An 11082-nucleotide genomic window follows, 5' to 3' on the forward strand; every position below is an offset into this window, starting at 1 on the left:
GTTCGCCGACCGGGTGCCGGGCCCACCGCCACCCGGTCGTACGCGTGTGGAACGAGATGTGACCCAGGTCACATCATCGATCGAAATATCCGGGGACTTCCTGTCCGTTTAACCCAGCGAATCAACAATCGGGGAGTCACTCCCCGGTTATCGCTCGGGTACCGACAGGAAGGAGCCGGATCATGGGCAGCACCGTCATTGCCACCGACGTCGCCGAGGACCGTGGCCCGCGACTTCGTGCGGACGCCCGGCGAAACCGCGAGCGGATCATCGCCGCGGCGCGCGAGATGTTCGTCGAGCACGGCGCCGAGGTGCCGTTCGACGAGGTCGCCCGCCGCGCGGGAGTCGGCAACGCGACCCTGTACCGCCACTTCGCCGACCGCAACGAGCTCGCGCGGCGGGTGATCCTCTCCGTCCTGGAACGGATCACCGAGCGGGGCGAGCTGGCCCTGGCCGAGGAGCCGGAGCCCTTCGCGGCCCTGCGGCGCTTCGCGCATGGCGCGACGGAGGAGCGGATCGGGGCGCTGTGCACGCTCATGTCCGCCGGAGTGGACAAGACGCACCCCGAGATGGTCGCCGCCCGGGCACGGTTGGAGCACCTGGTCGAGACGCTGATGGAGCGCTCTCGGACCGAGGGCCGGCTGCGTACCGACGTCGGCTCGGGCGATCTGCTGATGGCGATCACCCAGCTCACCCGACCGCTGCCCGGGATGGGCGGCTGCGTGGTGAACGACCGGTTCGTGCACCGTCACCTGGACGTGCTGCTCGACGGTCTGAGCACCCCCGACCCCACCCCGCTGTCCGGCACCGCCGTGGCACTGGGGGACATCGAACAGCTTGCCGCCGAACACGAGGGGCGGCCTTCCGGGCACTGACGCGCCCCACCGACATCCCGAACCATCGCAACACCTCGTGACCGCGTAACGACCACGAACACCTCACCGTCGCCCCGCCGGCTCCGCGCGGGCGAGGGAGCACCGTCCACCCTCGCGACGTCCGTCGTCGCATCGCACCCCCCAAGTGAGTACACCCATGTCTGCAACCGCCCCGCCCAAGACCACCGTGCCCGATCCCAGGCGCTGGAAAGCGCTTCTGTTCATCGCCATCGCCCAGTTGATGGTCGTCCTCGACGGCACCATCGTGAACATCGCGCTACCGTCCGCCCAGACCGACCTGGGCATCTCCGACGGCAACCGGCAATGGGTGATCACCGCGTACGCCCTCGCGTTCGGTGGGCTGCTGCTCTTCGGCGGCCGGATCGCCGACCTGTGGGGTCGACGCCGCACCTTCATCGTCGGCCTGACCGGCTTCGCCGCCGCGTCCGCGCTCGGCGGCATAGCCGCGAGCACCGGCATGCTGCTCGGCGCCCGGGCGCTCCAGGGCGCGTTCGGCGCGCTGCTCGCCCCGTCCGCGCTGTCCCTGCTCGCGGTGATGTTCACCGACGCCAAGGAACGCGCCAAGGCGTTCGGCATCTTCGGCGCGATCGCCGGTGGTGGTGGCGCGGTGGGCCTGATCCTGGGCGGCGTGCTCACCGAGTACCTGAACTGGCGCTGGACCTTCTTCGTCAACATCCCGTTCGCCGCGGTCGCCGCGGCCGGTGCCGTACTGGTCATCCGCGAGCCCGCCGGGACCCGCAACCGCTCGCCGCTGGACATCCCCGGCGTGGTGCTTTCCTCGGTCGGCCTGGGCACCCTGGTCTACGCCTTCACCCGCGCCGAGAGCCACGGTTGGACCTCGGGCAGCACGGTGGGCCTGTTCATCGCCGCGGCCGTCCTGCTCGCGTCATTCGTCTTCGTGGAGAGCCGGGTCAAGGCCCCGCTCCTGCCGCTGCGGGTGATCGCCGAGCGCAACCGGGCCGGCATCTACCTCTCGCTCGGCCTGGCCATCATCGCGATGTTCGGCATGTTCCTGTTCCTCACCTACTACCTCCAGATCGTCAAGGACTTCTCGCCGGTGATGACCGGCCTGGCGTTCCTGCCGATGATCGCGGGCATGATCACCGGCTCGACCCAGATCGGCGCGCGCCTGATGACCCGGGTCCCGGCCCGGTTGCTGATGGGCCCCGGCTTCCTGACCGCCGGTATCGGCATGCTGCTGCTCACCCAGATCGAGGTCGGCAGCTCGTACGTCGGGCTGATCCTGCCCGCGCAGATCCTGCTCGGCCTCGGCATGGGTACGGCGTTCATGCCGGCGATGAGCCTGGCCACCCACGGCGTGCAACCGCGGGACGCGGGTGTCGCCTCGGCGATGATCAACACCTCGCAGCAGGTCGGCGGCGCGATCGGCACGGCGCTGCTGAACACCATCGCGGCGAGCGCGACCACGGCCTACGTGGCCTCGCACAAGGCCGGTTCGGCCGGCTTGGAGCAGCTCAAGATGCAGGCCATGGTGCACGGCTACGCCACCGCCATCTGGTGGGCGGTCGGCATCCTGGCGCTGGCCTCGGCGATCGCCTTCACGTTCATCACCGTCGGGCACGGCGACAGCACGGTGGTCGCCACGAACGACAAGGACGCGGACGCCGACGCGGACGAGCTGCCGGTTCCGGTGCTCGTGCACTGATCGCACGATCGGTGCCGCCGGGTCTTCCGGACCTCACGGCACCTCGGGCGCGGGCCCCATCGCCATCGGCGGTGGGGCCCGCGCCGTGTCCGGGGCCGGTGTCTTCCGGTGGCCGGGTCAGCGGCCCGGACGCGGGGGTTGCGGGCCGGCCGCGCCGACCGGGTGTACGACGTCGTCCAGCGGGAGCGGCAGTCCCTCGCAGACCACCGTGCCCGGCCGGGCGCCGCGCGCGAGGTAGGCGTTGACCCGGGCGTCGACACACGCGTTGCCGCTGTCGTAGGCGATGTGGTTGCCCGCGTCCCGGACGAAGATCATCGGCTGGTGCGACTCGGCGGCGGCGATCAGCGCGCCGTCGGCGGGCGTCGCCGGGTCGAGCTGGTTCTGCACCATCAACATCCGGGGCAGCGTGGCCGCGTTCGGCACGGCCGGGTGCGCGGTCGCGAACGGATAGAAGGCACAAGGCTGTTCGGTGGCGAGCGAGCCGGCCAACGGATAGCGCGCGCCGAGCCGGTCACCCTCGGCGACCCAGCCGGCCGGGTCCCGCGGCCACCGGGCGTCGCCGCACCGGATCGCCCAGTGCGCTCCGCTGTCCGGTATGCCGACCGGCACCCTGGGCGCGGCGAGCAGGTCCACCGCCCGGGTCGGATCGCCGCGCAGCGCGACCAGCAGTTCGGCCCACTGCGGCCAACCGCCGGAGTTGTACAGCACGGTCGCCTGCGTCGCGTCCAACGCCGTGCCGCGACCCTGCCCGGCGACGGCGGCGCGCAACTCCTCGTACGCGGCGCCGGCGGCCTCCGGGGTGTCGCCGAACCCGTACCGGTCGTGGTGGCGAGCGAGCCAGGGCAGGAACTGCACGTCGAAGCGGCGCCGGAAGCCGCGGGCCCACGACTCGACGAAGACCTCCTCCGGCGTGGACAACCAGTTCATGCTCGAGTCGAGCACGAAACGGTCCACCCGATTGCGGAAGGCGGCCGCGTACCACACGCCCAGCCAGGTGCCGTAGGAGAAGCCGAGGTAGTCGACGCGGCGCTCGCCGAGCACGGCCCGGATCAGGTCCAGGTCCCGCGCGGTCTGATCGGTGGTCACATACGGGGCGAACTCCGCGTCGCCGCAGGCCTGTCCGACCAGGCGCGCGTTCGCGAGCTGCCGTGCGACGTTGGCCGGCGAGCGGTCGCGGGTGTCGGCGACCGAGTCGTATCGCGTCCAGTCCACGCCACAATCCAGGCTCGTGGAGGGCGCGACTCCCCGGGGTGCGAAGCCGATGATGTCGTGGGTCCGCAACAACTCGGGCTGGGACCGGGCGATCCGGGTCGCCGACGCCGAGCCGTCGATGCCGGGGCCGCCGGGGTTGACCAGGAGCACGCCGCGTCGCGCCGATCCGCCGGTGCTCGCCACCCGGGTCACCCGCACGGTGATCGTGCCCTTGCTCCGGTCGTACCAGTCCAGCGGCGCGCGCACGTCCGCACAGGAGGTGACCGGGTGGTCCCGCCAGTCGGGATCGCCCGGGCCGGGCGAGGTGTACCAGTCGCACACCCGCCAGTGCGGACGCTGCGCGCCGAGGGAGCCGTACGGGTTGACCGCGCCGGCGTTCGCGTCGGCACCGGAGGCGGCCTGCGCGTCGGTGCCGACGAGGGTGCCGGCCACGCCGGCGAGCAGCGCCGCGCACGAAACGGCGATCCGCAGGCCGCGTCGGAGGGTGGTGCGGCGCCGGGCCGGCGGGAGCCGGGGGTCGGGGGGCTGCATGGGGGCTCCAGTCGAGCGGGGCCGAGAGCCGGGCCACAAGGGGCGGTGGGGTGCCCCGCCGCGGCCGGGGGTGCCGGGAGTGGGATGGGGGGGTGGGGTGGGGGAACGCCGGAAGTGTGCCGGGGGTGCCGGGGATCTGTGGTGGGGGGTGCCGCGGTGTTGTCGGGGAGGCCGGGTTCGCTCGGGCCCGACCCGGCTCGGCCTCACTCAGGGGAGGATCGCGTCCACGTACCCGCCGTCCACCCGCAACGCACCGCCCGTGGTCGCCGACGCGAAGTCCGAGCTGAGGTAGACCACCATGTGCGCGATCTCCTCGGGCTCGATCAACCGCTGGATCAGCGACTGGGGGCGGTGGCGCCGCATGAACTCGCGCTGTGCCTGTGGCCACGGCAGCGCGGGGTCGACCAACTCGTAGACGAAGTCCTCGACTCCGCCGGTGTGGGTCGGCCCGGCGATCACCGAGTTGACCGTCACCCCGCTGCCGGCCGCCTCCTTGGCGAATCCGCGGGACACCGCGAGCAACGCCGTCTTGGACATGCCGTACTGGATCATCTCCGCCGGGATGACCACCGCCGAGTCGCCGGCGATGTTCTGGATCCGCCCCCAGCCGCGCTCGCGCATCCCGGGCAGGTAGGCGCGGATCATCCGCACCGCGGTGAGCACGTTCACCTCGAAGTACCGCCGCCACTCCGCGTCGTCGATCTCCAGCGCGGGCCGCGCTCCGAAGATGCCGAGGTTGTTCACCAGGATGTCCACGTCCGGCGCCGCCGCCGACACCCGCGCGGCCCCCTCGTCGGTGGCGATGTCCCCCGGCGCCGCCCGGAATTCCCCGCCGGGCACCTCGCCGCGCATGCGCTCCACCGCCGCGTCCACGGACTCGGGGGTGCGCCCGTTCACGGCGACCCGGGCCCCGGCCCGGGCCAACCCCACCGCGATCGCCGCCCCGATCCCCTGGGTCGACCCGGTGACCAACGCACTCTTCCCGGCAAGATCGATCAGCACGCTGCGAACCCTTCGTCCGACACCCATCCCCCGGCCACGTCCAGTAGATCATTCGAGCGACCGGTTCGGAGTCGGCGACGGGCCGACGATCACGCGTGGCCCCCGGATGCCGCGCCGTGCCACGAGCGCCGTGGGCACTCCCACCCGCCGCCGGGCGGTGCCGGCGCCGCCCGGTCGGCGTCACCGGAACGCCGGGATCACCTCCTTGCCGAACAGTGCGATCATCGAAGCCAGTTCGTCGAAGGAGCCGCGCGTGGACGTCGGGCCGGTGTCGCCCGGCAGGCCCGCGCCGAAGGCGGCGTGGATGTGGTCGCTACCGGTGCGGTCGCGGTAGTCGGCGATCTGGGCGATCACGTCCTCGGGACCACCCCACAACAGCCGGTCCCGGGCGATCTCCTCGGCGGGGACGTGTTCGCCGGCGTCCAGGCGGTGGAACAACTCGCGCTCCGTGGCGTCCTCGGCCGATTCGCGCCAGTGCTCGAGCAGGCCGCCGACGTACGCGGGCAGCACCTCCTCGGCGACCGTCCGGCGGTCCTTGCCGAGCCACGCGTACCGGCGCAGCACCCAGTCGGGTCGCCGGGCGTGCCGCGCGCACGCCGCCCGGTAGACCGCCAGGCAGGATCGGGCCTTGGCCAGGGACTGGACCGGGCCGCACAACCACGCGTCACCCAGGCGCGCGGCACGCTCGACGGCGGCGTCCGCGACGCCGGCCACCCACAGCGGGATGCTCTCCTGCACCGGGCGCGGGTGCACGGTCAGTTCGGGGAAGTCGTGGAAGCGGCCCCGATAGGCGACGTTCTCCCGGGTCCAGACCAGGCGGAGGATCTCCAACGCCTCCTCCATCCGCGCGCCCCGGGTGCGGAACTCGGATCCGTGCGCCGCGTACTCCAGCGGCCACCAGCCCAGTCCGACGCCGAGGGTGACCCGTCCGCCCGAGATCTCGTCGATCGTGGCGACCTGTTCGGCGACCCGCAGGGGATGGTGCACCGGGAGCTGGAAGATGCCGGTGCCCACCCGCAGGGTGTCCGTCCGGGCGGCGACGGCGGCCAGCAGCGTGAGCGGATCGCTCATGTTGCCCGGCATGAAGTGGTGGTGGCCGACGGTGGCGGTGTCGAAACCGGCCTCCTCGGCGATCCGGGCCAGCGCGAACGTGCGGTGATAGGGCTGCGCGTGGCCGGGATCGCGCAGCACGGGCAGGGACATGGAGAACCTCATGCGCACGACCTCATCCGAAGAGCCTCATGCGGGCGGAAGCTAGCAGCGTCCTCGCGAGCTCTCCAGAGCCATGGCGCCGTCCGTCGTTCGACACCCGAGTGGCGCGGTCGCGCGACGCGAACCGCCCGGTACGCTCGGCCGGCGGGAAACGCCGCAGGCACGGGCAGCACGACACCGGAGGCGAAGACGATGAGCGAGCAGGTCGCGGTGGGGCTGGTCGGGGCCGGGCCGTGGGCGAGGCTGGTGCACGCGCCGGTGTTCGCGGCCGGGCCGGAGACCCGGCTCACCGCGGTATGGGCACGCCGGCCGGAGGCGGCCCGGGAACTCGCCGAGTCCTACGACGCCCGGGCGTGCGCGGAGTTCGACGAGTTGCTCGACGTGTGCGAGGCGGTGGTCTTCGCGATCGCCCCCGAGGCCCAACCCCCGCTCGCCGAGCGCGCGGCGCGGGCGGGCAAGGCGGTGCTGCTGGAGAAGCCGATCGCGGCCGACCCGGACACCGCACGCCGCCTGGCCGATGTGATCGACACGGCAGGGGTCGGCTCGATGGTCGCGCTGAGCGCGCGATACGCGCCGCGGGTACGGGAGTTCCTGGCCCACCTGGAGAGCGCCGAGACCCCGTGGCGCACCGGCAGGTTGACCTGCGTCACCGGGGCCTTCCTCGGCGGTCCGTTCGCGGCGTCGCCGTGGCGACAGGCGCGCGGCGCGATCCTGGACGTGGGCCCGCACGCGTTCGACCTGATGAGCGTCGCGCTGGGCGACATCGTGGACCTGCGGGCCGACTCCGCGGGCGCGGGCTGGGCGGCGCTTCAGCTCGTCCACGCCGGCGGCGCGGTGTCCCAACTGGTGTTGTGCTGCTCGGCCGAAGGCGGTCACCGCTACGACGTGGACGTATCCGGATCGGCCGGGGCCGCCACGCTGGACCTGTCCACGGCGATCGACGGGTCCGCCTTCGCGGTGCTGCGCGCGGAGTTCGCGAGCCTGGTCCGCGACGGCGGCCGGCACGTGTGCGATGTTCGTCGCGGACTGTATCTCCAGGAGATCGTCGCCCGCGCCGAACAACAACTCGCCGCGGCACGCTGAGTCGCGCGCCGCGACGCTCCGTCCCGGCGGATCAGGCCGTCGGCTTGCGGCCGATGCCACCGGCCATCAGCTTCTGACCGACCGTCAGCGGCTCCTCGACCGGTTCCTCGGGCTGCCACTGCGGCAGGAAGACCACGCCCGGCTCGACCGGTTCGAGGCCGTCGAAGTACGCGGAGATCTCCTCGATGGTCCGGAAACGTCCCGAGCCCAGGTCGGTGAGCAGCGCCTTCTCCAGTGCGACCGCGTCCGGGCTGGACGCGCAGAAGTGCGTGAGGAAGAGAAAACTGCCGGGCGGCAGCGCCTTCTTGTAGGCCTCGACGATCGCCTCGGGGCCCTCGTCGTCGTTGAGGTGGTGCACGACGCCGACGAGCATCAGACCGATCGGCTGGTCGAAGTCGATCAGTGCGAGCACGTCCGGGTGGGACAGGATCTCGGCGGGCTCGCGCAGGTCGGCGGTGACCACCGTGGTCCGGTCGTTCTCCGCGAGCAGCGCCCGGCCGTGCGCGAGTACGATCGGGTCCTTGTCCACGTAGACCACGCGGGCCTCGGGCGAGTGCTCCTGCGCCACCTGGTGCGTGTTCTGCACGGTGGGCAGGCCGGAGCCCAGGTCGAGGAACTGACGGATGCCCTGCTCCGCCATGTACCGGACCCCGCGCCCGAGTATCGCCCGGTTGTACCGGCCGACATCGCCTATCTCCGGGACGATCGCCAGTGACGCCTCGGCGATCGCCCGGTCCACCGGGTAGTTGTCCTTGCCGCCGAGTACCGCGTCATAGACCCGCGCGATGCTGGGCGTGGAGATGTCGATACCGACCGGTCGCCAGTCGTCGTCCGATCCGACCGGAGAGTTGCCCGCCGCTTGCGAGTCGTCTGCCATGAAAGGCTCCAACCATGGGGTGAGTGATGATCAGTTCCCGTTGATGGCAAGCCTATTGGTGATGAACTCGGTTTGTTGTCCGGGGCAAGGAGCAACCGTCGACCTCCCCCACCGGTCCGGAACATCTTCGAACTCCCGTGCGAGCAAAGCGAGATGACGGGAGATCAACGCGCCCGGATCACCGCGATTCGCCCCCCGCGTCGGTACCGTCGCTCCCCTGGCCGCCGTAGCGGCGCTCGAACTTGGCGATCGCCCCTTCGGGGTCCACCGGGCGGGCGTTGCCGGTGTGGAACGGATGGCTCTTCGACAGGGAGGCGGCGCGGCCTGGTGTACCGGCCCGGCCGGGACTGATGGAGCGGGTCGGGGCTATGGAGGCGCGACTCGGGCGGGTGGAGCACGAGTTGCACCCGAACGACGGGGCGTCGCTCAGGGACGCGATCGACTCGACGAATCGGCAGCTCGCCCGGTTGTGTCCGGATTGCGAGAACAAGGCCGGCGACGCGGGTGATGGGGCGTCGGAGGAGAGTTAGGCCGGGCGTCCCACCCGACCCTTCTTGCCCCTGGGTGGGACGCCCACTAGGACCTCGACGCCGTCGCCGCCGAACTTCCGGACATGTGCCTGCGGGCGTCGGACAAAACCCGGTCGGTTGCGCCGGATAGGCCCTTCGAAAAACAAGATCGGCTCCCAGCACCGGCCGGGAGCCGATCTCACGTATTGCTACCGCTCCGGAGGCAGCGGGGTCAGATCGAGGTTGGCCACGGCAACTCCACGGCGCAGCGCCGGAACCCCGGACCGGTATGCGGACAGGACCGGCAATGCCTCACCAAGTGCCAGGCCGGTGCGACTGCGAGTGTCGCCGTTGGACACGGCGTACGTCTCGTCGGTCGGGAACGCACCGCGCAACCGCCAAGCGGCCACTGGCTCGCCCGCCAGAACGGCGACTACACGCTCGCACTCACTGGCTTTGGTGACAGTGATAGCCCAGGCTCGCTCCACCCAGACCTCAAGCTCTCGCAGATCGAAGGTGTCGTCAAACGTCTGGTTCACCGATACGAACAGGATCCGAGACAAAACACCGCTCCTCTCAGAGCGCCTTCCGAGCGCTCGATCCCGGGATCGCGAATGCGTTCCCGGCGAGGTTCAACCTACCAGCGTCGGCGTCTGACCCGCACTCGAATTCGCTACAACGCCCCTGCGGGCAAAGCGAGTTGAGGCACGTATCGCATGCCGGCCATCGTCCTCGTCACCACCACGGCGAGAAGGAAGGACTCGGCCTAACCTCCGACCGCGAGAGGCCCGGGAGATCACCAACAGCATCCGGGACGTGCCGGTCAGGCGACCAGAACGCTCTCGCCCAGCGTCGTTTGTCCGAGGGAGTTGGGCCCGACAAGCGCCACCACGTCCCCTCACAGCACGCAGCGTCGTACGCAGATCCCCGCGCGCAAGTGGGCTCGATCGTGAGGACGGACGCGGCATCAGCCGGGCGGCGGGGTCCGTTCGATGGCGTTGAGGCGTTCGAGCGCGCGGTGGAGTTCCGCGGCCTCGGCCTTGTAGGTCGCGAGGGCCCGCGGGATGACGTGTACGGGCACTTGGTCTCGCAGCTCGCGGCGTAGGTCGGAGTAGCCCTGGCGGAGCTCGGCGAGGTCGGCCAGGAGGTGATGCCGCGCGAGGCGGACTGGCAGGCGCGGGTGGCGACGCAGGACCTCGTGGTCGCGGTATCCGGGCGGGCAGAGTTCGTACAGCGCCTCGGCCGTGCGCGGATCCAGGGCGGCCGGGACGGGCGGAGTCGCCGGGCCGGCGCGGTGGCGGGCCCGTTGGCTCGCGACGTCGAACCGGCTGGGCTGCTCCCAGTCGAGGGTGTCGTCGCCGCCACGGGAATCGCTCATTTGTTCGAATCATCGCATAGGGTGCTCTCCCCAATCGGGTCCTACCCTGGATTGGGCGGCAGGATCGGAGCTGATCATGTCGAATGCCGACGAACTCGGGCAGGCCGGCTCATGTACGAGTTGCGGCGCAGGGCTCAGCAACGTCCCGCCGGGAGTGCCGTGCCCGGAGTGCGGCGAGGCGCGGCATCACGAGATCACCCTCACGGACACCGTAACGGTGACCGAGAGAGCAACACGTGGGATCAAGTGGGAACAAACGTGGCAGTCGAAATGGCGCAGCGTCCTGAAGGCATTCAATGATCTTGAAGCCGAGTACGTGGGCCCGGCGTCCGAGCAACGCGCCGACTCAGCAAGCCCGGCGACGAGATTCTGTTGCGCATGCTCCGAGGTCAGAGACGGGATCAAGCGAGACCCCGCTACCCCTGCGTCGGCAAGGAACCCAGGGCCCTTCGTCTACGCCAAGCAGGACGACGACATCAAGTTGTGCGTTGACGTCTGCAACACACACAAGCACGTGAACCGGTGGGGAGGAAGCTACAGGCGGGCGGTGGTGGTGGATTGGCTTGATGACCAGGGCGCAGCGAGCTTCACGATCGAGTGGACCGAGGACGACGGCACACCCCACACCAAAGACGCGCGCGATGTCGCCAAGGCCGCTGTGACGGCGTGGATCAAGTTCTTTGATGACCATGGCATGGATGTGGACGCTGCCTGAC

11 protein-coding genes and 1 pseudogene are annotated in these 11082 nt (G+C 70.9%); 5 read left to right on the top strand and 7 right to left on the bottom strand.

Annotation, left to right across the window (positions count from 1 at the left end):
- Window positions 1-182 precede the first annotated feature (182 nt).
- Together OG948_RS44685 and OG948_RS44690 are read left to right on the top strand one after the other, a co-directional pair.
- Window positions 183-875, top strand: a complete 693-nt coding sequence (locus tag OG948_RS44685) for a TetR/AcrR family transcriptional regulator (RefSeq protein ID WP_331770733.1) — start codon at window positions 183-185, stop codon at window positions 873-875.
- A 157-nt stretch (window positions 876-1032) separates the two neighbouring features.
- Window positions 1033-2562: an MFS transporter gene (locus OG948_RS44690; RefSeq protein ID WP_331770734.1), complete on the top strand. Its 1530-nt coding sequence runs from the start codon at window positions 1033-1035 to the stop codon at window positions 2560-2562.
- Window positions 2563-2679: 117 nt separating this feature from the next.
- Here the strand turns inward: OG948_RS44690 and OG948_RS44695 are convergent, their stop codons facing one another.
- The 3 genes from OG948_RS44695 to OG948_RS44705 form a co-directional block, all read right to left on the bottom strand.
- Window positions 2680-4305 (bottom strand): alpha/beta fold hydrolase, encoded by a 1626-nt coding sequence (locus tag OG948_RS44695; RefSeq protein WP_331770735.1) that lies wholly within the window; start codon window positions 4303-4305, stop codon window positions 2680-2682.
- Window positions 4306-4512: 207 nt separating this feature from the next.
- Window positions 4513-5307 (bottom strand): SDR family oxidoreductase, encoded by a 795-nt coding sequence (locus OG948_RS44700; protein ID WP_331770736.1) that lies wholly within the window; start codon window positions 5305-5307, stop codon window positions 4513-4515.
- A 180-nt stretch (window positions 5308-5487) separates the two neighbouring features.
- Window positions 5488-6522 carry an LLM class flavin-dependent oxidoreductase gene (locus OG948_RS44705; RefSeq protein WP_331770737.1) on the bottom strand — a complete coding sequence of 345 codons (1035 nt, stop codon included), beginning with the start codon at window positions 6520-6522 and terminating at the stop codon, window positions 5488-5490.
- Window positions 6523-6711: 189 nt separating this feature from the next.
- On the opposite strand from OG948_RS44705, the gene OG948_RS44710 reads away from it, so the two are divergent.
- On the top strand, window positions 6712-7602 hold the full coding sequence (locus OG948_RS44710) for a Gfo/Idh/MocA family oxidoreductase (protein WP_331770738.1): 891 nt from the start codon (window positions 6712-6714) through the stop codon (window positions 7600-7602).
- A 31-nt stretch (window positions 7603-7633) separates the two neighbouring features.
- Here the strand turns inward: OG948_RS44710 and OG948_RS44715 are convergent, their stop codons facing one another.
- Window positions 7634-8479 (bottom strand): SAM-dependent methyltransferase, encoded by an 846-nt coding sequence (locus OG948_RS44715; protein ID WP_331770739.1) that lies wholly within the window; start codon window positions 8477-8479, stop codon window positions 7634-7636.
- Between the two features lie 178 nt (window positions 8480-8657).
- A pseudogene (locus OG948_RS44720) lies at window positions 8658-8786 on the bottom strand (50S ribosomal protein L31); the annotation flags it as partial.
- Window positions 8787-8847: 61 nt separating this feature from the next.
- Between OG948_RS44720 and OG948_RS44725 the strand changes: the two are divergent.
- Window positions 8848-9009, top strand: a complete 162-nt coding sequence (locus OG948_RS44725) for a hypothetical protein (RefSeq protein ID WP_406300952.1) — start codon at window positions 8848-8850, stop codon at window positions 9007-9009.
- A 188-nt stretch (window positions 9010-9197) separates the two neighbouring features.
- Here OG948_RS44725 and OG948_RS44730 read toward each other — a convergent pair whose 3' ends face one another.
- Window positions 9198-9551, bottom strand: a complete 354-nt coding sequence (locus OG948_RS44730; protein WP_331770740.1) for a hypothetical protein — start codon at window positions 9549-9551, stop codon at window positions 9198-9200.
- 404 nt (window positions 9552-9955) lie between these two features.
- Window positions 9956-10366 (bottom strand): hypothetical protein, encoded by a 411-nt coding sequence (locus OG948_RS44735; protein ID WP_331770741.1) that lies wholly within the window; start codon window positions 10364-10366, stop codon window positions 9956-9958.
- A gap of 76 nt (window positions 10367-10442) precedes the next feature.
- Between OG948_RS44735 and OG948_RS44740 the strand changes: the two genes are divergently transcribed.
- Window positions 10443-11081, top strand: a complete 639-nt coding sequence (locus tag OG948_RS44740; RefSeq protein ID WP_331770742.1) for a hypothetical protein — start codon at window positions 10443-10445, stop codon at window positions 11079-11081.
- Window position 11082 lies beyond the last annotated feature (1 nt).

The sequence above is a fragment of the Embleya sp. NBC_00888 genome (genome assembly GCF_045207655.1).
GTDB lineage: Bacteria > Actinomycetota > Actinomycetes > Streptomycetales > Streptomycetaceae > Embleya.

Coding starts and splice junctions, on each gene's coding strand:
- OG948_RS44685 (WP_331770733.1), top strand. CDS start 183: ATGGGCAGCACCGTCATTGCCACCGACGTCGCCGAGGACCGTGGCCCG.
- OG948_RS44690 (WP_331770734.1), top strand. CDS start 1,033: ATGTCTGCAACCGCCCCGCCCAAGACCACCGTGCCCGATCCCAGGCGC.
- OG948_RS44695 (WP_331770735.1), bottom strand. CDS start 4,305: ATGCAGCCCCCCGACCCCCGGCTCCCGCCGGCCCGGCGCCGCACCACC.
- OG948_RS44705 (WP_331770737.1), bottom strand. CDS start 6,522: ATGAGGTTCTCCATGTCCCTGCCCGTGCTGCGCGATCCCGGCCACGCG.
- OG948_RS44710 (WP_331770738.1), top strand. CDS start 6,712: ATGAGCGAGCAGGTCGCGGTGGGGCTGGTCGGGGCCGGGCCGTGGGCG.
- OG948_RS44715 (WP_331770739.1), bottom strand. CDS start 8,479: ATGGCAGACGACTCGCAAGCGGCGGGCAACTCTCCGGTCGGATCGGAC.
- OG948_RS44725 (WP_406300952.1), top strand. CDS start 8,848: ATGGAGGCGCGACTCGGGCGGGTGGAGCACGAGTTGCACCCGAACGAC.
- OG948_RS44735 (WP_331770741.1), bottom strand. CDS start 10,366: ATGAGCGATTCCCGTGGCGGCGACGACACCCTCGACTGGGAGCAGCCC.
- OG948_RS44740 (WP_331770742.1), top strand. CDS start 10,443: ATGTCGAATGCCGACGAACTCGGGCAGGCCGGCTCATGTACGAGTTGC.